The organism is Enterobacter sp. 198 (assembly GCF_009025585.1).
In the GTDB taxonomy this organism is placed as follows: Bacteria; Pseudomonadota; Gammaproteobacteria; order Enterobacterales; family Enterobacteriaceae; genus Enterobacter; species Enterobacter ludwigii.
Window position 1 is genome coordinate 110,186 of record NZ_WCIM01000029.1, and the last position, 18,918, is coordinate 129,103.

At 56.5% G+C, this 18,918-nt stretch carries 16 protein-coding genes; 13 read left to right on the top strand and 3 right to left on the bottom strand.

Going from position 1 to position 18,918, the window contains the following annotated elements; translation table 11 throughout:
* Window position 1 precedes the first annotated feature (1 nt).
* Together F8561_RS17775 and ugpQ are read left to right on the top strand one after the other, a co-directional pair.
* Window positions 2-1,072: a sn-glycerol-3-phosphate import ATP-binding protein UgpC gene (locus F8561_RS17775; RefSeq protein WP_020884551.1), complete on the top strand. Its 1,071-nt coding sequence runs from the start codon at window positions 2-4 to the stop codon at window positions 1,070-1,072.
* On the top strand, window positions 1,069-1,818 hold the full coding sequence (gene ugpQ / locus F8561_RS17780; protein ID WP_068795408.1) for a glycerophosphodiester phosphodiesterase: 750 nt from the start codon (window positions 1,069-1,071) through the stop codon (window positions 1,816-1,818). Before F8561_RS17775 ends, ugpQ begins: the two co-directional genes overlap by 4 nt.
* On the opposite strand, the gene F8561_RS17785 is transcribed toward ugpQ, so the two are convergent.
* Window positions 1,799-2,185 (bottom strand): DUF2756 family protein, encoded by a 387-nt coding sequence (locus tag F8561_RS17785; RefSeq protein WP_020884553.1) that lies wholly within the window; start codon window positions 2,183-2,185, stop codon window positions 1,799-1,801. The two genes, ugpQ and F8561_RS17785, sit on opposite strands and share 20 nt — an antisense overlap.
* A 127-nt stretch (window positions 2,186-2,312) precedes the next feature.
* Here F8561_RS17785 and ggt point away from each other — a divergent pair, with 127 nt between their 5' ends.
* Window positions 2,313-4,055 (top strand): gamma-glutamyltransferase, encoded by a 1,743-nt coding sequence (ggt, locus tag F8561_RS17790; RefSeq protein WP_151887756.1) that lies wholly within the window; start codon window positions 2,313-2,315, stop codon window positions 4,053-4,055.
* A gap of 39 nt (window positions 4,056-4,094) precedes the next feature.
* On the opposite strand, the gene yhhY is transcribed toward ggt, so the two are convergent.
* On the bottom strand, window positions 4,095-4,583 hold the full coding sequence (gene yhhY, locus F8561_RS17795; protein ID WP_014171992.1) for an N-acetyltransferase: 489 nt from the start codon (window positions 4,581-4,583) through the stop codon (window positions 4,095-4,097).
* A gap of 308 nt (window positions 4,584-4,891) precedes the next feature.
* Between yhhY and F8561_RS17800 the strand changes: the two genes are divergently transcribed.
* The 5 genes from F8561_RS17800 (at window position 4,892) to gntU (ending at window position 9,841) form a co-directional block, all read left to right on the top strand.
* Window positions 4,892-5,929 carry an oxidoreductase gene (locus F8561_RS17800; protein ID WP_151887738.1) on the top strand — a complete coding sequence of 346 codons (1,038 nt, stop codon included), beginning with the start codon at window positions 4,892-4,894 and terminating at the stop codon, window positions 5,927-5,929.
* Between the two features lie 122 nt (window positions 5,930-6,051).
* On the top strand, window positions 6,052-6,747 hold the full coding sequence (locus F8561_RS17805; protein WP_014171990.1) for a pirin family protein: 696 nt from the start codon (window positions 6,052-6,054) through the stop codon (window positions 6,745-6,747).
* Between the two features lie 100 nt (window positions 6,748-6,847).
* The gene (gene gntR / locus F8561_RS17810) at window positions 6,848-7,843 is read left to right on the top strand and encodes a gluconate operon transcriptional repressor GntR (protein WP_014171989.1); all 996 of its coding nucleotides are present in this window, start codon (window positions 6,848-6,850) and stop codon (window positions 7,841-7,843) included.
* A 126-nt stretch (window positions 7,844-7,969) separates the two neighbouring features.
* A complete protein-coding gene (gntK, locus tag F8561_RS17815) occupies window positions 7,970-8,497 on the top strand; it encodes a gluconokinase (protein WP_020884556.1) in 528 nt (175 codons plus the stop codon).
* 3 nt (window positions 8,498-8,500) lie between these two features.
* On the top strand, window positions 8,501-9,841 hold the full coding sequence (gntU, locus tag F8561_RS17820) for a gluconate transporter (protein ID WP_014171987.1): 1,341 nt from the start codon (window positions 8,501-8,503) through the stop codon (window positions 9,839-9,841).
* Between the two features lie 50 nt (window positions 9,842-9,891).
* On the opposite strand, the gene yhgN is transcribed toward gntU, so the two are convergent.
* Entirely contained in the window at window positions 9,892-10,485 is a 594-nt protein-coding gene (gene yhgN / locus F8561_RS17825) for an NAAT family transporter YhgN (RefSeq protein ID WP_003861574.1), read from the bottom strand.
* 177 nt (window positions 10,486-10,662) lie between these two features.
* On the opposite strand from yhgN, the gene asd reads away from it, so the two are divergent.
* The 5 genes from asd to glgA all read left to right on the top strand — a co-directional run bounded on the left by asd (window position 10,663) and on the right by glgA (window position 18,900).
* Window positions 10,663-11,766 carry an aspartate-semialdehyde dehydrogenase gene (gene asd / locus F8561_RS17830; protein WP_014171986.1) on the top strand — a complete coding sequence of 368 codons (1,104 nt, stop codon included), beginning with the start codon at window positions 10,663-10,665 and terminating at the stop codon, window positions 11,764-11,766.
* Between the two features lie 231 nt (window positions 11,767-11,997).
* Complete coding sequence (glgB, locus tag F8561_RS17835; protein WP_047954779.1) at window positions 11,998-14,184, top strand: 1,4-alpha-glucan branching enzyme; 2,187 nt, start codon at window positions 11,998-12,000, stop codon at window positions 14,182-14,184.
* Window positions 14,181-16,154: a glycogen debranching protein GlgX gene (gene glgX / locus F8561_RS17840; RefSeq protein WP_025202848.1), complete on the top strand. Its 1,974-nt coding sequence runs from the start codon at window positions 14,181-14,183 to the stop codon at window positions 16,152-16,154. The genes glgB and glgX overlap by 4 nt, the downstream gene beginning before the upstream one ends.
* A 17-nt stretch (window positions 16,155-16,171) precedes the next feature.
* Window positions 16,172-17,467 (top strand): glucose-1-phosphate adenylyltransferase, encoded by a 1,296-nt coding sequence (gene glgC, locus F8561_RS17845; protein WP_020884559.1) that lies wholly within the window; start codon window positions 16,172-16,174, stop codon window positions 17,465-17,467.
* Window positions 17,467-18,900 (top strand): glycogen synthase GlgA, encoded by a 1,434-nt coding sequence (gene glgA / locus F8561_RS17850; RefSeq protein WP_014171982.1) that lies wholly within the window; start codon window positions 17,467-17,469, stop codon window positions 18,898-18,900. The genes glgC and glgA overlap by 1 nt, the downstream gene beginning before the upstream one ends.
* Window positions 18,901-18,918 lie beyond the last annotated feature (18 nt).

Genomic DNA, 18,918 nt, shown 5'->3' on the forward strand with positions numbered 1-18,918 from the left:
GATGGCAGGTTTAAAATTACAGGCAGTGACCAAAAGCTGGGACAACAAAACCCAGGTCATTCAGCCGTTAACGCTCGACGTGGCGGACGGGGAATTTATCGTGATGGTTGGCCCGTCAGGCTGCGGCAAATCAACGCTGCTGCGCATGGTTGCCGGGCTTGAACGTGTGACCAGCGGCGATATCTGGATCGATCGCCAGCGCGTGACCGAGATGGAGCCGAAGGACCGGGGCATCGCGATGGTGTTTCAGAACTACGCCCTTTACCCGCACATGAGCGTGGAAGAGAACATGGCATGGGGGCTGAAAATCCGCGGGATGGGCAAAAGCCATATCGATGAGCGCGTGAAAGAGGCGGCGCGTATTCTGGAACTGGATGGCCTGCTCAAGCGACGTCCGCGTGAACTGTCCGGCGGACAGCGCCAGCGCGTGGCGATGGGGCGCGCCATTGTGCGTGACCCCGCGGTGTTCCTGTTCGACGAGCCGCTCTCAAACCTTGATGCCAAGCTGCGCGTGCAGATGCGCCTTGAGCTGCAGCAGCTGCACCGTCGTCTGAAAACCACCTCCCTGTATGTGACGCACGATCAGGTGGAAGCGATGACCCTCGCCCAGCGCGTGATGGTGATGAACAAAGGCGTCGCCGAGCAGATTGGCACCCCGGTGGAGGTATACGAGAAACCGGCCTCCCGCTTTGTGGCAAGCTTTATTGGCAGCCCGGCGATGAACCTGCTGGAAGGGCGGATCAGCAGCGCCGGTACGCACTTTGAGCTGGAAAGTGGGATGGCGCTGCCCGTAAACGGGTACTATCGTGGCTATGCCGGGCGTAAGATGACGCTCGGTATCCGCCCGGAACATATTGGGTTAACCTCACAGGCGGAAGGCGGCGTGCCGCTGGTCATGGACACGCTGGAGATGCTGGGGGCTGACAACCTGGCGCACGGACGTTGGGGTGAACAAAAAATGGTGGTGCGTCTGGCCCATCAGGAGCGCCCTAAAGCAGGCAGCACGCTGTGGCTGCATCTGCCGGAAAATCACCTGCACGTATTCGACGGTGAAACAGGACAACGTATATGAGTAACTGGCCTTATCCCCACATCGTCGCCCACCGGGGCGGCGGTAAACTGGCGCCGGAAAACACGCTGGCGGCTATCGATATGGGCGCGCATTACGGTCACACGATGATCGAGTTCGACGCCAAGCTATCGAAAGACGGCGAGATTTTCCTTCTGCATGATGACAACCTCGAACGCACCAGCAATGGCTGGGGCGTGGCGGGAGACCTGCCGTGGCGCGATCTGCTGAACGTCGACGCCGGAAGCTGGTACAGCAGCGAGTTCAAAGGCGAGCCGCTGCCGCTGCTGGCGGAAGTGGCCGACCGCTGTCGCCTGCACGGCATGATGGCCAATATCGAAATCAAACCAACCACCGGCACCGGGCCGCTCACAGGTAAAGTCATTGCGCTGGCCGCGCGTGAGCTGTGGGAGGGCATGACGCCACCCCTGCTGTCGTCGTTTGACATTGATGCCCTGGAGGCGGCGCAGGCGTCCGTTCCGGCGTTGCCGCGCGGACTGCTGCTCGACACGTGGCGTGATGACTGGCGTGAACTGACCAGCCGTTTAGGGTGTGTGTCGATTCACCTGAACCACGCGCTGCTGGATGAGGCACGGGTAAAAATGTTGAAAGCGGCGGGGCTGCATATCCTGGTCTATACCGTCAACAAACCCCAGCGTGCGGCGGAGCTGCTGCGCTGGGGGGTGGACAGTATCTGTACCGATGCGATTGACGTGATCGGCCCGAACTTTAGTTCTGCGAAGAATTAAGCATCCCGCCATTCGACGGTGACTGAGACGGCAGCATATGCTGCTGTCCGCTGCCCGACGAGGTCATTCCGCCCAGCATCCCGCCGTTTGGGTTAGGCAGCGGCTGCTCACGCACCTGACCCTGCTGTATGCGCTGGGTGTTGGTGTTCATCTGGTTTTGCAGGCTTTGCTGCTGCATCTGGGTCTGCGTTTTCAACTGCTGGTTTAGCATCCCTTTCTGCTGTTGCTGCTGGCTCATCATTTCCGTTTGCATACGCTGCTGGCTTGGAATGACGTAGCCCTGCTGGTTCGGGTTGTTCATCGTATTGAGTGGCTGTGCGAGCGCGGCAAACGGAAGCAGCGCCGTAAGAATCAGTAAGCGTTTCATTGTCATCTCCCTTCTTTTGAGGCTTCTCTTAAGTTTACCCTGATTTCACCATGACGATGATTTTTTAGGAGTTGTGAACCAGGCTTAAGCGGGGAATATGGCCCTCTTCACCTGGAGAACAATAATGATGAAACCAACGTTTTTGCGCTGGATAGCGATCGCCGCGCTGATGGCAGGCGGCACATTTAGCGTGGCGGCCAACCCGCCAGCGGCTCCGCCAGTCTCGTACGGCGTGGAGGAAGATGTTTTTCATCCCGTGCGGGCAACGCAGGGTATGGTGGCGTCGGTGGATGCGCTGGCAACGAAAGTGGGCGTCGATATTCTCCGGCAGGGCGGTAATGCGGTGGATGCGGCAGTCGCGGTGGGCTATGCGCTGGCGGTGACGCATCCGCAGGCGGGGAACCTGGGCGGCGGCGGCTTTATGATGCTGCGGACCAAAGACGGCAAAACCACCGCCATCGACTTCCGTGAGATGGCCCCCGGACAGGCTTCCCGCGATATGTTCCTTGACGATCAAGGCAACCCGGACAGCAAAAAATCCCTGACTTCGCATCTCGCCTCCGGTACGCCGGGCACCGTCGCAGGCTTCTCCCTGGCGCTGGAAAAATATGGCACCCTGCCGCTCAACAACGTGGTACAGCCTGCGATTAAGCTCGCCCGCGAAGGTTTTGTGGTGAATGACGCCCTGGCTGACGATCTTAAAACCTATGGCAGCGAAGTGATTCCGAATCACGAAAACAGCAAGGCTATCTTCTGGAAAGACGGTGAACCGCTGAAGAAGGGCGATAAGCTGGTGCAGAAGAACCTGGCGAAAAGTCTGGAGCTGATTGCGGAGCACGGCCCGGATGCGTTCTACAAAGGGGCGATTGCCGACCAGATTGCCGAAGAGATGCAAAAGAACGGTGGGCTTATCACCAAAGCGGATCTCGCGGAGTACAAGGCCGTCGAGCGTGAGCCGATTCACGGAAGCTATCGCGGCTATGACGTTTTCTCGATGCCGCCTCCGTCTTCCGGCGGCATTCACATCGTGCAGATCCTCAACATTCTTGAAAACTTCGATATGCACAAGTTCGGCTTCGGCAGTGCGGATGCCATGCAGGTGATGGCAGAGGCGGAAAAACGCGCCTACGCCGACCGTTCAGAATACCTGGGCGACCCGGACTTCGTGAAGGTGCCGTGGCAGGCGCTGACCAATAAAGCCTATGCCAAATTGATTGCTGATGAGATTGATATCAACAAGGCCAAACCGTCGAGCGAGATCCGCCCGGGCAAGCTGGCACCGTATGAGAGCAACCAGACCACCCACTTCTCGGTGGTGGATAAAGACGGTAACGCGGTGGCGGTGACCTATACCCTCAACACCACCTTTGGTACAGGCATCGTGGCAGGCAATAGCGGGATTCTGCTCAATAACGAGATGGATGACTTCTCGGCCAAACCGGGCGTGCCGAACGTCTACGGGCTGGTGGGTGGGGATGCGAATGCAGTCGGGCCGAAGAAGCGTCCGCTGTCGTCCATGTCGCCCACCATCGTGGTCAAAGACGGTAAAACCTGGCTGGTGACAGGCAGCCCTGGCGGCAGCCGTATTATCACCACGGTGCTGCAGATGGTGGTGAACAGCATCGACTTTGGAATGAATGTTGCCGAAGCGACGAACGCACCACGTTTCCATCATCAGTGGCTGCCGGATGAGCTGCGTGTTGAGAAGGGCTTTAGCCCGGATACCATCAAGCTGCTGGAGCAGCGCGGACAGAAGGTGGCGCTGAAAGAGGCAATGGGCAGCACCCAGAGCATTATGGTCGGCCCGGACGGCACGCTGTTTGGGGCCTCGGATCCGCGTTCGGTGGATGATTTGACGGCGGGGTTCTGATTTTATTGCCCGGTAAGCGTCGCGTTACCGGGCAATTTATCACTTCAGCCGGGCCATGTAATACGCGTCCACATAGTCGCCGTTACGCAGGGCGAAGTTCCTGCCGGTCCCTTCGATTTCAAACCCAAACTTCTTATACAGCGCCAGTGCCGCAGGGTTATCCGCAAAAACCGTGAGCTCAATGCGTTCAATGCGCAACCAGTTGTCGCAGAGATTGACCATTTCGCGCATGAGCGCACGACCCACACCGCGTCCCTGTACATCAGCGGCCACGCTAATGCCGAACGTTGCAACGTGGCTGCGGCGGGGATTTTCCATCACATCGAGTGCCATATGGCCAACCACTCGCTGGTCAAGACAGGCGACGAGATGCCGTCTTCCCGGTTTCGTCGCGACCCGGTCATGCCACATATCCATTGAGGGATGGGGAAGTTGTAGCGTGTCGTGATACACCCCAGGATGCGACATAATGTCACGTAACGCTTCTGCATCGCGGGCTTCGATATGGCGTATCACAATCTCACTCATTCCTTCATCCTCAGTCAGTTAAACGTCCATTCCAACATCAGTGAGATTAAAATTTGAGTCAACTGCTAATTTTTGCAAAAAAGATTGGACAAGTGCGAATGAGAATGATTATTATTGCTCTGCGTTCAGGAAGACCCCTACGGGAACCTGAAAGCACGACATTGCTCACATTGCTTCCAGTATTACTTTAGCCAGCTTTACGCTGGCTTTTTTTTGTCTTTTTTCGCCCGCTCCCCGTGGAAGAGGGCTGGGGTGAGGGCAAAACTTGCGCTATGGTTGCACTCAGTAACCTTAAAAAGGACTGAGCCATGACATTACATTGCGCATTTATTGGATTTGGCAAAAGCACCACGCGTTACCACCTTCCGTATGTTCTCAACCGCAAAGACAGCTGGCACGTTGCCCATATCTACCGGCGTCGCGCGAAGCCGGAAGAGCAGTCTCCCCAGTACTCCCATATTCATTTCACCAGCGATCTTGATGAGGTCCTCAACGATCCGCAGGTCAAACTGGTGATTGTCTGTACCCACGCTGACAGCCATTTCGAGTACGCAAAACGCGCGCTGGAGGCGGGCAAAAACGTGCTGGTGGAAAAGCCGTTTACCCCGACAATGGCAGAGGCGAAAACGTTGTTTGACCTGGCGAAGCGCAAAGGGCTGACCGTCACGCCGTACCAAAACCGCCGCTTTGACAGCTGCTTCCTGACGGCAAAAAAAGTGATTGAGAGCGGTAAACTGGGTGACATCGTCGAGATTGAAAGCCACTTTGATTACTACCGTCCGGTGGCCGAAACGCATCCCGGCCTGCCGCAGGATGGCTCATTCTATGGTCTGGGCGTGCATACGCTCGATCAAATCATCTCTCTGTTTGGCCGACCGGACCACATGGCGTACGACATCCGCAGCCTGCGCAACAAAGCCAATCCGGATGACACCTTCGAAGCCCAGCTGTTTTACGGCGATCTGAAAGCCATCGTCAAAACCAGCCATCTGGTGAAAATTGACTACCCGAAATTTATTGTGCATGGCACCAGAGGCTCGTTTATCAAGTACGGTATCGACCAGCAGGAGACCAGCCTGAAGGCGAACATTATGCCCGGTGACCCGGGGTTTGCGGCGGATGACTCCGTGGGCGTGCTGGAGTACGTCAACGCAGAGGGCATCACTGTTAAAGAGGACGTGAAACCCGAAGCGGGTGACTACGGACGCGTTTACGATGCGCTGTATGAGACCCTGACTAACGATGCGCCCAATTACGTCAATGAATCTGAAGTTATGACCAATCTCGAACTCCTTGAACGGGCCTTCGAACAGGCCTCTCCTGCCACGATAACCCTCGCCAGATAAGAAATTATGACTCCTCTTTGCTTGTTCTAAATTTTTGAACAGAGGAGTCAATTTTCACCCTCTATGATCCCAGGCCGTTTGCGTCCACACTTACTCCATCGAAACGAACTGAGGGTGAAATAATGATCTACTTACGCAAAGCAAACGAACGTGGTCACGCGAATCATGGCTGGCTGGACTCATGGCATTCATTCTCGTTTGCTGACTACTACGACCCGAACTTTATGGGCTTCTCCGCACTGCGCGTCATTAACGATGACGTGATTGATGCAGGCCAGGGCTTCGGTACCCACCCGCACAAAGACATGGAAATCCTGACGTATGTGCTGGAAGGGGCGGTTGAGCACCAGGACAGCATGGGCAACAAAGAGCAGGTTCCGGCGGGCGAGTTCCAGATTATGAGTGCGGGTACCGGGGTGCGTCACTCTGAATACAACCCAAGCAAAACGGAAAAACTGCACCTGTATCAAATCTGGATCATTCCGGAAGAAACCGGCATCACCCCGCGCTACGAACAGCGCCGCTTTGATGCTAAACAGGGCAAACAGCTGGTGCTCTCTCCGGATGCGCGTGACGGTTCGCTGAAAGTGCACCAGGATATGGAACTGTACCGCTGGGCGCTGGCAAAAGACGAACAGTCTGTCCATCAGATTGCCGCTAACCGCCGCGTCTGGATCCAGGTGGTGAAAGGCGAGGTGTCTATTAACGGCACGAAAGCTACCACGGCGGATGGTCTGGCAATCTGGGATGAGCAGGCACTGTCCGTGCATGCCGACAGTGAAAGCGAAATTCTGCTGTTTGATCTGCCACCGGTGTAATAAATCATAAATAAATGCCCATCCTTCCCTTTGACAGGGGAAGGATGGGCTTTGTCCGTGATAAACTGAGCAAATCTATCACTTACGATTTCTCAGGACGATGAAAAAGAAACGCCCCGTACTTCAGGATGTAGCCGATCGCGTCGGTGTGACCAAAATGACGGTCAGCCGGTTTTTACGTAACCCGGAACAGGTTTCCGTGGCGTTGCGTGGCAAGATTGCCGCTGCCCTCGATGAACTGGGGTATATCCCTAACCGCGCCCCCGATATTCTTTCGAATGCGACCAGCCGCGCGGTTGGCGTCCTCCTGCCTTCCTTAACCAACCAGGTTTTTGCCGAAGTGTTGCGCGGCATTGAAAGCGTGACCGATGCCTTTGGCTATCAGACCATGCTCGCCCACTATGGGTACAAGCCGGAACTGGAAGAAGAACGTCTGGAATCCATGCTCTCCTGGAACATCGACGGTCTGATTTTAACCGAACGTACTCACACCCCCCGTACGCTAAAAATGATTGAAGTGGCAGGCATTCCGGTGGTGGAGCTGATGGACAGCCAGTCGCCGTGTCTCGATATTGCGGTGGGCTTTGATAACTTCGAAGCGGCGCGCCAGATGACGGCGGCTATCATCGCCCGCGGCCATCGGCATATTGCCTACCTGGGTGCACGTCTGGATGAACGTACTATCATCAAACAGAAGGGATACGAACAGGCAATGCTCGACGCCGGTTTAACACCGTACAGCGTGATGGTTGAGCAGTCGTCATCCTATACGTCGGGTATTGAACTGATGCGTCAGGCACGACGCGAGTATCCGCAACTGGACGGTATTTTCTGTACCAACGATGACCTTGCGGTCGGTGCAGCGTTCGAATGCCAGCGTCTGGGGCTGAAGATCCCCGAAGACATGGCGATTGCCGGTTTCCACGGCCACGACATCGGCCAGGTGATGGAACCCCGTCTGGCGAGCGTCCTGACACCGCGTGAACGTATGGGCCGTATTGGCGCAGAACGCCTGCTGGCGCGCATACGTGGCGAGACGGTGACGCCGAAAATGTTAGATTTAGGTTTCACCTTGTCACCGGGTGGATCTATTTAAGCTGACAAATTTGAAGTGGGTCACACTTATTCACTTCGCGCACGTTTGGATATTGCTTCTCTTTTGCCCCGGCAGGACAATGTTACCGATAACTGTTACCCGTAACAATTGACTGAGGGACACCCTTTGAGCACGACTAATCATGATCACCACGTTTACGTCCTGATGGGCGTTTCCGGTAGCGGTAAATCTGCCGTGGCCAGCGAAGTGGCGCATCAACTTCATGCGGCGTTTCTTGATGGCGACTTCCTCCATCCACGCAGCAATATCATGAAAATGGCCTCCGGCGAGCCGCTGAACGATGACGACCGCAAACCGTGGTTGCAGGCGCTGAATGACGCCGCGTTCGCGATGCAGCGTACCAACAAGGTCTCCCTGATCGTCTGCTCCGCGCTGAAAAAAACCTACCGCGACCTGCTGCGTGACGGCAACCCGAACCTCTCTTTCATCTACCTGAAAGGCGATTTCGAGGTGATTGAGAGCCGTCTGAAGGCGCGTAAAGGCCACTTCTTCAAAACCCAGATGCTGGTGACGCAGTTCGAAGCGTTGCAGGAGCCGGGTGACGATGAGAAAGACGTCTTAGTGGTTGATATCGATCAGTCACTGGAGGGTGTTGTTGCCAGCACCATCGAGGTCATTAATAAAAGGCAGTAAGTTTTGAGTACATTAACGCTAGTTTTAACAGCAGTTGGTTCCGTATTGCTGCTGCTGTTTTTAGTGATGAAAGCGCGTATGCATGCTTTCGTTGCCTTAATGGTGGTGTCTATTGGTGCAGGTCTCTTTTCCGGTATGCCGCTCGATAAGATCGCAGCGACGATGGAAAAAGGGATGGGAGGCACGCTGGGTTTCCTGGCCATTGTGGTCGCGCTGGGCGCGATGTTTGGCAAGATCCTGCATGAGACGGGCGCAGTCGACCAGATTGCCGTCAAAATGCTCAAATCCTTCGGACACAGCCGTGCGCACTACGCGATTGGCCTCGCCGGTCTGATTTGTGCGCTGCCGCTGTTCTTCGAAGTGGCCGTGGTGCTGCTGATTAGCGTGGCGTTCTCGATGGCGCGCCATACCGGCACTAACCTCGTGAAGCTGGTGATTCCGCTGTTTGCGGGCGTGGCGGCTGCGGCGGCGTTCCTGCTGCCTGGGCCTGCGCCGATGCTGCTGGCTTCTCAGATGCACGCCGATTTTGGCTGGATGATCCTGATTGGCCTGTGTGCAGCGATCCCGGGAATGATTATTGCCGGCCCGCTGTGGGGCAACTTCATCAGCCGTTACGTTGAGCTTCACATTCCGGATGACGTCACCGAGCCGCACCTTGGCGAAGGCAAAATGCCGTCCTTCGGCTTCAGCCTGGCGCTGATCCTGCTGCCGCTGGTGCTGGTGGGGCTGAAAACCATCGCCGCGCGTTTCGTGCCGGTGGGGTCTACCGCGTACGAATGGTTTGAGTTTATCGGCCACCCGTTCACCGCGATCCTGGTGGCGTGTCTGGTGGCGATGTACGGCCTGGCGATGCGCCAGGGCATGCCGAAAGACAAAGTGATGGAAATCTGCGGCCATGCGCTGCAGCCGGCGGGTATCATTCTGCTGGTGATCGGTGCCGGTGGCGTGTTCAAACAGGTGCTGGTGGATTCCGGCGTGGGTCCGGCGCTGGGCGAAGCCCTGACCGGCATGGGGCTGCCCATTGCGGTGACCTGTTTCGTACTGGCTGCGGCGGTGCGTATCATCCAGGGCTCTGCGACGGTGGCATGTTTAACCGCCGTGGGTCTGGTGATGCCGGTGATTGAACAGCTTAACTACTCCGGTGCCCAGATGGCCGCGCTCTCAATCTGTATTGCGGGCGGGTCGATTGTGGTGTCACACGTCAACGACGCCGGCTTCTGGCTGTTCGGTAAATTTACCGGTGCGACCGAAGCGCAAACCCTGAAAACCTGGACGCTGATGGAAACCATCCTCGGCACGACGGGTGCCATTGTCGGGATGATTGCGTTTACGCTGTTGAGTTAAACCCGGCTAAAAGCAAAAGGACAACGTGAGTTGTCCTTTTTTGTTTTTACCTAGCCCTTCATCCACGCGCGGATCCCGTCCAGGAACATCTGCGTCGCCATCATCACCAGAATCAACCCCATCAGGCGCTCCAGCGCGTTTACGCCTTTCTCACCCAGCAGACGCAGGAACAACGACGACTGCAGCAGAATGATAAACGTCCCGCCCCAGGCAATCAGCAAGGCAATCACCAGATGGCTCATCTGATTGGGGTACTGATGCGACAGCAGCATCAGCGTTGCCAGAATCGTCGGTCCGGCGACAAGGGGAATCGCCAGCGGCACAATAAACGGCTCTTCCCCCGCGGGCAGGCCGCTGCTGCTGCCTTCGGCGCTCGGGAAAATCATCTTAATCGCTATCAGGAACAGGATAATCCCACCGGAAATCGAAACCGTTTCGGCACGCAGATTCAGGAAGGCGAGGATTTTCTCACCGGCAAACAGGAAGATGAACATCACCAGCAGCGCGATAAGCAGCTCGCGGATCATGATCGCCCGACGGCGTTTGGGTTCGGTGTGCTTCAGCACCGACATGAAGATAGGCAGGTTGCCCAGAGGATCCATTATCAGGATCAATAAAACCGCCGCGGATATGATTTCACTCATTAAAATTATCCCTGAAACTCTCTATGGTTATTATGATGATTAGCGCTATTTCTGATTGGGGGGCCATCATCGATTAATTTCGCTTGCGACTTTGGCAGCATTTTGTAATGTGAAGCATATCCCAGTTGAATACTGGTTTGCACAATCAGCACACACCCTCTGCAGGAAAAAAATGCTATGAAAAACGTTGGTTTTATCGGCTGGCGCGGTATGGTCGGCTCTGTTCTCATGCAACGCATGGTTGAAGAGCGCGATTTTGACGCCATCCGCCCGGTCTTCTTCTCCACTTCCCAGCTCGGCCAGGCTGCACCTTCTTTTGGCGGCAGCACCGGTACGTTGCAGGATGCTTTCGATCTGGAAGCGCTGAAGGCACTCGACATTATTGTCACTTGCCAGGGCGGCGATTATACCAACGAAATTTATCCAAAGCTGCGTGAAAGCGGCTGGCAGGGCTACTGGATTGATGCGGCGTCTTCACTGCGCATGAAAGACGATGCCATCATCATTCTCGACCCGGTCAACCAGGACGTCATCACCGACGGCCTGAACAACGGCGTAAAAACCTTTGTCGGCGGTAACTGCACCGTCAGCCTGATGCTGATGTCCCTCGGCGGCCTGTTCGCGCAGGACCTGGTGGAGTGGGTCTCCGTGGCGACTTACCAGGCCGCGTCCGGCGGCGGTGCGCGTCATATGCGCGAGCTGCTGACGCAGATGGGCCAGTTGCACCACAGCGTTGCAACCGAGCTGGCAAACCCGGCCTCCGCTATTCTCGATATCGAGCGTAAAGTCACCGAGCTGACCCGCAGCGGCGAGCTGCCGGTGGATAACTTTGGTGTACCGCTGGCCGGTGGTCTGATCCCGTGGATCGACAAACAGCTGGATAACGGCCAGACCCGCGAAGAGTGGAAAGGTCAGGCTGAGACCAACAAAATACTCAATACCGCGAACACCATTCCAGTTGACGGTCTGTGCGTACGTATCGGCGCGCTGCGCTGCCACAGCCAGGCCTTCACGATTAAACTGAAAAAAGATGTGTCGATTCCGACCGTGGAAGAGCTGCTGGCTGCACACAACCCGTGGGCGAAAGTGGTTCCAAACGATCGCGACATCACCATGCGTGAATTGACCCCGGCTGCCGTCACCGGCACGCTGACCACCCCGGTGGGTCGTCTGCGTAAGCTGAACATGGGGCCGGAGTTCCTTTCTGCATTCACCGTCGGCGACCAGCTTCTGTGGGGCGCAGCCGAGCCGCTGCGTCGCATGCTGCGCCAGCTGGCGTAATAATTTGTTAAACCCCGGGGGGTGATTTTCACCCCCTTTTCCGCGTACTACATGGAGTAAAACGCATATGTCTTATTTTTTATCAGGAGTCATTTAGAGCGTTGGCTATGCTTTAAGGAAGAGTTATTTCTTACCTGAGGTTAGGACGGGGCTGAGAGGATGCCCGTTCAGGTCACATTAAAGTCGTCCCAGGCGCTAAAAAAGGACGACATAAAAAACAGGATGAATACCATGTCCGATCGTGTGGATAGAGACGTGATTAATGCGCTTATTGCGGGTCATTTTGCCGACCCCTTTTCCGTACTGGGGATGCACCGTACCGAGGCCGGGCTGGAAGTCCGGGCACTGTTACCGGATGCCACAGAAGTGTGGGTTATCGAACCCAAAACCGGCCGCAAGGTCGGCAATCTGGAATGCCTCGATTCTCGTGGCTTCTTTTCGGGCGTAATGCCCCGTCGTAAAAACCCTTTTCGTTATCAGCTTGCCGTTATCTGGCATGGTCAGCAAAATCTCATCGATGATCCCTACAGTTTTGGGCCTCTTTTACAGGAGATGGACGCGTGGCTGCTGTCTGAAGGTACCCACCTGCGACCTTATGAAACGCTGGGTGCCCATGCCGATACGATGGATGGCATCACCGGCACGCGGTTTGCCGTGTGGGCGCCTAACGCCCAGCGAGTCTCCGTTGTCGGCCAGTTCAACTACTGGGATGGCCGTCGTCACCCGATGCGTCTGCGCCGCGAAAGCGGTATCTGGGAGCTGTTTATCCCCGGCGCGCACAACGGCCAGCTGTATAAATTCGAGATGATCGATGCGCACGGCAAGCTGCGTATTAAGTCCGACCCGTACGCCTTCGAAGCGCAGATGCGTCCGGAAACCGCGTCAATGATTTGCGGCCTGCCGGAGAAAGTTGTTCAGAGTGAAGAACGCAAGCAGGCCAACCGCTTTGATGCGCCAATCTCCGTCTATGAAGTGCATCTCGGTTCCTGGCGTCGCCATACCGATAATAACTTCTGGCTCAGCTACCGGGAGCTTGCTGACCAGCTGGTTCCGTACGCGAAATGGATGGGCTTTACCCACCTTGAGCTGCTGCCAATTAATGAACACCCGTTCGACGGAAGCTGGGGTTATCAGCCGACCGGGATGTATGCCCCGACGCGTCGCTTCGGCACGCGCGATGACTTCCGCTATTTTATCAATGCCGCGCACGCCGCCGGGTTAAACGTGATCCTCGACTGGGTGCCGGGCCATTTCCCGTCCGATGATTTTAGTCTTTCAGAGTTTGACGGCACTAAGCTGTACGAGCACAGCGACCCGCGCGAAGGCTATCACCAGGACTGGAACACGCTGATCTACAACTACGGTCGTCGTGAAGTGGCAAACTACCTCGTGGGCAATGCGCTGTACTGGATTGAGCGCTTTGGCATTGATGCCCTGCGCGTTGATGCCGTGGCGTCGATGATCTACCGCGACTACAGCCGCAAAGAAGGCGAGTGGATCCCGAACGAGTATGGCGGCCGTGAAAACCTGGAAGCGATTGAGTTTCTGCGCAACACCAACCGTATTATCGGCGAGCAGGTAGACGGTGCGGTGACGATGGCGGAAGAGTCCACCGACTTCCCTGGCGTCTCCCGTCCACCGTCAACCGGCGGACTGGGGTTCTGGTACAAATGGAACCTGGGGTGGATGCACGACACGCTCGACTACATGAAGCTGGATCCTGTCTACCGTCAGTATCACCATGACAAACTCACCTTCGGGCTGCTCTACAACTACACCGAGAACTTCATGCTGCCGCTGTCGCATGACGAAGTGGTGCATGGCAAAAAATCCATTCTCGACCGCATGCCGGGCGATGCATGGCAGAAGTTCGCCAACCTGCGCGCCTACTACGGCTGGATGTTCGCCTTCCCGGGTAAAAAACTGCTGTTTATGGGCAATGAGTTCGCCCAGGGGCGCGAGTGGAACCACGACACCAGCCTCGACTGGCATCTGCTGGAAGGGGGCGACAACTGGCACCACGGCGTGCAGCGTCTGGTGCGGGACCTGAACCTGACCTACCGTCACCACAAAGCTCTGCATGAGCTTGATTTTGACCCGTACGGTTTCGAGTGGCTGGTGGTGGATGACCATGAGCGCTCGGTGTTTGTCTTTGTGCGGCGGGATAAAGCCGGCAACGAAATTATCGTCGCCAGCAACTTTACCCCTGTACCGCGCCATCATTATCGCTTCGGGATTAACCAGGCCGGCAAGTGGCGTGAAATCCTGAATACCGATTCCACGCACTACCACGGCAGCAATGCCGGTAACGGTGGTCTGGTGCAAAGCGATGCCATTGAAAGCCACGGGCGACCGAATTCCCTGAGCCTTACGCTACCGCCGCTCAGTACCATCTGGCTGATCCGGGAGGGGGAATGACCCAGCTTACGGCAGGTAAACCCGAACCGCTCGGGGCACGTTTTGATGGAAAGGGGGTGAATTTCACGCTCTTTTCTGCCCATGCGGAGCGGGTTGAACTGTGCGTATTTGACGGCGAGGGTAATGAACATCGTTACGACCTGCCGTCTCGCACAGGAGATACCTGGCACGGCTACCTGGCCGGGGGACGGCCAGGAATGCACTACGGCTATCGCGTACACGGCCCGTGGGCACCCGCGCAGGGGCACTGGTTTAACCCGGCGAAGCTGCTGATCGATCCGTGTGCGCACCGCGTGGATGGCGAGTTTAAAGACGACCCTATTTTCCATGTCGGCTACGGTGAACCCGACCACCGCGACAGCGCCCCCGTGGCGCCTAAAAGCGTGGTGGTGAACGATCTCTACGACTGGGAAGACGATGCCCCGCCGCGCACGCCGTGGGGCAACACCGTTATCTACGAGGCGCATGTCAAAGGGCTGACGTATCTGCATCCGTCAATCCCGAAAGAGATGCGCGGCACCTACAAGGCGCTCGGTCATCCGACCATGATTGCCTACCTCAAGCACCTCGGGATCACGGCCCTGGAGCTGTTGCCCGTCGCGCATTTTGCCAGTGAACCTCGTCTGCAGCGGCTGGGGCTCAGTAACTACTGGGGCTACAACCCGCTGGCGATGTTTGCGCTCGAACCCCGCTATGCCGCTCATCCGGACAAGGCGCGGGACGAGTTTCGTGATGCGGTAAAGGCGCTTCATGCGGCAGGTATTGAGGTCATTCTGGACGTGGTACTGAACCACAGTGCGGAAAGCGATCTCGATGGACCGACGCTCTCCATGCGCGGAATTGATAACCGTAGCTATTATTGGATCAGGGACGATGGCGATTACTTCAACTGGACCGGTTGCGGTAACACGCTCAATCTCAGCCACCCGGCGGTCATGCATTTCGCGTATGAATGCCTGAAGTACTGGGTGGACACGTTCCACGTCGACGGTTTTCGTTTTGATCTGGCACCCGTTATGGGGCGTACGCCGGCCTTCAGCCAGCAGGCGCCGCTGTTTGAAGCGATCAAAAACTGTCCGGTGCTGTCACAGGTGAAGCTCATTGCCGAGCCGTGGGACATCGGTGAAGGGGGTTATCAGGTCGGGAATTTCCCGCCCCTGTTTGCCGAGTGGAACGATCACTATCGCGATGCCGCGCGCCGCTTCTGGCTGGAACGGAATCTGTCGCTGGGGGAGTTCGCCGGACGCTTTGCCGGGTCCAGCGATCTTTTTAAGCGCGATGGCAAACGACCGTCTGCGACGATCAACCTGCTGACGGCGCACGACGGTTTTACGCTCCGGGACTGCGTTTGTTTCAATCAGAAACACAATGAAGCGAACGGCGAGGAGAATCGCGATGGCACTAACAATAACCATAGCTTCAATCATGGTATAGAAGGGTTAGGCGGAAGCCTTGATGTTATCGAGCGGCGACGCGCCAGCGTGCATGCGCTGCTGACAACGCTGTTATTGTCGCAGGGCACGCCGATGCTGCTGGCAGGCGATGAACATGGTCACAGTCAGCATGGTAACAACAATGCGTATTGCCAGGACAACACGTTGACCTGGCTCGACTGGGGTGAAGCGAACAGCGGGTTGATTCATTTTACCGCTGCGCTGATCCATCTTCGCCAGCAAATTCCCGCGCTCACCGCCGATCGCTGGTGGGAAGAGGGCGACGGTAATGTCCGCTGGCTGAATCAAGACGCGCAACCCTTAAGCGCGCAAGAGTGGCAACACGGCGTACCACGCCTGCAAATCCTGCTTTCGGAGAGGTGGCTGGTCACGCTGAACGCGACGGATGACGTCGCTGAGATTGTTTTACCTGACGGGGAATGGCGCGCTGTTCCCCCATTTGCCGGAGCGGATAATCCGGTAGTAATGGCTGTCTGGCACGGGCCTGCGCACGGAGTGTGCGTATTCCAAAGATGATAAAAAAGGAGTTAGTCATGGTTAGATTAGAGAAGAACGATCCCTTAATGTTGGCACGCCAGCTACCATTAAAAACTGTTGCCCTGATACTCGCAGGCGGGCGTGGTACTCGTCTGAAAGATTTGACCATCAAACGCGCCAAACCTGCCGTCCACTTTGGTGGTAAGTTCCGTATTATCGACTTTGCGCTCTCCAACTGCCTGAACTCAGGCATTCGCCGCATTGGCGTCATTACGCAGTATCAGTCGCATACTCTGGTGCAGCACATCCAGCGCGGCTGGTCATTCTTCAGTGAAGAGATGAATGAGTTTGTCGATCTTCTGCCTGCCCAGCAGCGCGTTCACGGTGAGAACTGGTATCGCGGGACGGCGGATGCGGTGACGCAAAACCTCGACATTATTCGTCGTTATAACGCGGAATACATCGTGATCCTCGCGGGCGATCATATCTACAAGCAAGACTACTCCCACATGCTGATCGACCACGTCGAAAAAGGGGCGCGTTGCACCGTGGCATGCCTGCCCGTGCCTGTTGCTGAGGCGACGGCATTTGGGGTGATGCACGTCGACGCCGACGACAAGATTATCGATTTTGTCGAAAAACCGGCGAACCCACCGACAATGCCAGGAGACGATACCAAATCGCTCGCCAGCATGGGGATCTATGTCTTTGATGCTGATTATCTTTACGCGCTACTGGAAGAAGACGACAAAGACGAAAACTCCAGCCACGACTTCGGCAAAGATATCATTCCGAAAATTACCAAAGCTGGCATGGCGTATGCACATCCCTTCCCGTTGTCCTGCGTGCAGTCTGATCCGAATGCTGAACCTTACTGGCGCGACGTCGGAACACTGGAGGCCTACTGGAAGGCAAACCTCGATCTCGCGTCGGTGACGCCTGAACTGGATATGTACGACCAGAACTGGCCAATCCGTACCCACATGGAATCGCTGCCGCCGGCGAAATTCGTTCAGGACCGCTCCGGCAGTCACGGCATGACGCTGAACTCGCTGGTGTCCGGCGGATGCATTATCTCGGGGTCGGTGGTGGTGCAGTCGGTGCTGTTCCCCCGCGTGCGCGTGAACTCATTCTGTAATATCGATTCGGCGGTGCTGTTGCCGGATGTCTGGGTCGGACGCTCATGCCGTCTGCGCCGTTGCGTTATCGACCGTGCCTGCGTCATACCTGAAGGCATGGTGATTGGTGAAAATGCGGAAGAAGACGCGCGTCGTTTCTACCGTTCGGAAGAGGGGATCGTGTTAGTAACACGGGAAATGTTGCGGAAGCTGCAGGTCAAACAGGAGCGATAATGCAGGTTTTACATGTATGTTCTGAGATGTTCCCGTTGTTAAAAACGGGCGGTCTGGCGGATGTTCTTGGCGCATTGCCTGCGGCGCAAATCGCCGGGGGTGTAGATACCCGAGTTCTGTTGCCCGCTTTTCCGGATATCCGGCGTGGTATTCCAGATGCAAAGGTGGTCACTCGTCGTGAAACCTTCGCCGGCCGCATCACCCTGCTGTTTGGACATTACAATGGCGTAGGCATTTACCTGATTGATGCGCCGCATTTATACGATCGACCGGGTAGCCCGTATCACGATACGAACCTGTTCGCCTATACCGACAACGTGCTGCGTTTCGCACTGCTCGGCTGGGTCGGTGCTGAAATGGCAACCGGGCTGGATCCGTTCTGGCGCCCGAATGTGGTACACGCTCACGACTGGCACGCCGGGCTTGCACCGGCGTATCTGGCGGCGCGCGGCCACCCGGCGAAATCGGTCTTTACCGTTCACAACCTGGCGTATCAGGGCATGTACTATGCCCATCACATGAATGACATCGATCTGCCATGGTCGTTCTATAACATGCACGGGCTGGAGTTTAACGGGCAGATTTCGTTCCTGAAAGCCGGCATCTACTACGCCGATCACATTACGGCCGTGAGCCCGACCTACGCCCGGGAAATTACCCAGCCGGAGTTTGGTAACGGTCTGGAAGGGTTGCTGCGACAGCGCCATCGTGAGGGCCGCCTGTCGGGGATCCTCAACGGCGTTGATGAGCAGATCTGGAATCCGGAGACCGATCTTCTGCTGGCGGCACGCTATGGCCGCGATTCCGTGGAAGACAAAGCGGAAAACAAACGCCAGCTGCAGATTGCGATGGGGCTGAAGGTGAACGATAAAGTGCCGCTGTTCGCCGTCGTCAGCCGTCTGACCAGCCAGAAAGGGCTGGATTTAGTGCTGGAGGCGCTGCCGGGCTTACTGGAGCAGGGGGGACAACTGGCGCTGCTCGGTGCCGGCGACCCGGTGCTGCAGGAAGGTTTCCTTGCGGCAGCGGCGGAACACCCCGGGCAGGTAGGGGTGCAGATTGGCTATCACGAAGCGTTTTCGCACCGGATTATGGGCGGTGCTGACGTCATTCTGGTGCCGAGCCGTTTCGAACCGTGTGGCCTGACGCAGCTTTATGGCCTGAAATACGGCACGCTGCCGCTGGTACGTCGTACCGGCGGGCTGGCGGATACCGTATCGGACAGTTCTCTGGAAAACCTTGCGGACGGTATCGCCAGCGGGTTTGTCTTTGAGGACAGTAATGCCTGGTCGCTGCTGCGGGCGATTCGGCGTGCTTTCGTCTTGTGGTCCCGTCCATCTCTGTGGCGTTACGTTCAGCGTCAGGCGATGTCCCTGGACTTTGGCTGGCACGTTGCGGCGCAGTCATACCGCGACCTTTATCAACGCTTGATGTAACGAGGCGAAGTTACTGAT

What these genes read in the sequence shown, in the direction of transcription:
- ugpQ (WP_068795408.1), top strand. Translation starts at nt 1,069, where the DNA reads ATGAGTAACTGGCCTTATCCCCACATCGTCGCCCACCGGGGCGGCGGT.
- yhgN (WP_003861574.1), bottom strand. Translation starts at nt 10,485, where the DNA reads ATGAGTGAAATCATATCCGCGGCGGTTTTATTGATCCTGATAATGGAT.
- F8561_RS17785 (WP_020884553.1), bottom strand. Translation starts at nt 2,185, where the DNA reads ATGAAACGCTTACTGATTCTTACGGCGCTGCTTCCGTTTGCCGCGCTC.
- glgA (WP_014171982.1), top strand. Translation starts at nt 17,467, where the DNA reads ATGCAGGTTTTACATGTATGTTCTGAGATGTTCCCGTTGTTAAAAACG.
- glgC (WP_020884559.1), top strand. Translation starts at nt 16,172, where the DNA reads ATGGTTAGATTAGAGAAGAACGATCCCTTAATGTTGGCACGCCAGCTA.
- F8561_RS17805 (WP_014171990.1), top strand. Translation starts at nt 6,052, where the DNA reads ATGATCTACTTACGCAAAGCAAACGAACGTGGTCACGCGAATCATGGC.
- yhhY (WP_014171992.1), bottom strand. Translation starts at nt 4,583, where the DNA reads ATGAGTGAGATTGTGATACGCCATATCGAAGCCCGCGATGCAGAAGCG.
- glgB (WP_047954779.1), top strand. Translation starts at nt 11,998, where the DNA reads ATGTCCGATCGTGTGGATAGAGACGTGATTAATGCGCTTATTGCGGGT.
- gntR (WP_014171989.1), top strand. Translation starts at nt 6,848, where the DNA reads ATGAAAAAGAAACGCCCCGTACTTCAGGATGTAGCCGATCGCGTCGGT.
- F8561_RS17800 (WP_151887738.1), top strand. Translation starts at nt 4,892, where the DNA reads ATGACATTACATTGCGCATTTATTGGATTTGGCAAAAGCACCACGCGT.
- ggt (WP_151887756.1), top strand. Translation starts at nt 2,313, where the DNA reads ATGAAACCAACGTTTTTGCGCTGGATAGCGATCGCCGCGCTGATGGCA.
- F8561_RS17775 (WP_020884551.1), top strand. Translation starts at nt 2, where the DNA reads ATGGCAGGTTTAAAATTACAGGCAGTGACCAAAAGCTGGGACAACAAA.
- glgX (WP_025202848.1), top strand. Translation starts at nt 14,181, where the DNA reads ATGACCCAGCTTACGGCAGGTAAACCCGAACCGCTCGGGGCACGTTTT.
- asd (WP_014171986.1), top strand. Translation starts at nt 10,663, where the DNA reads ATGAAAAACGTTGGTTTTATCGGCTGGCGCGGTATGGTCGGCTCTGTT.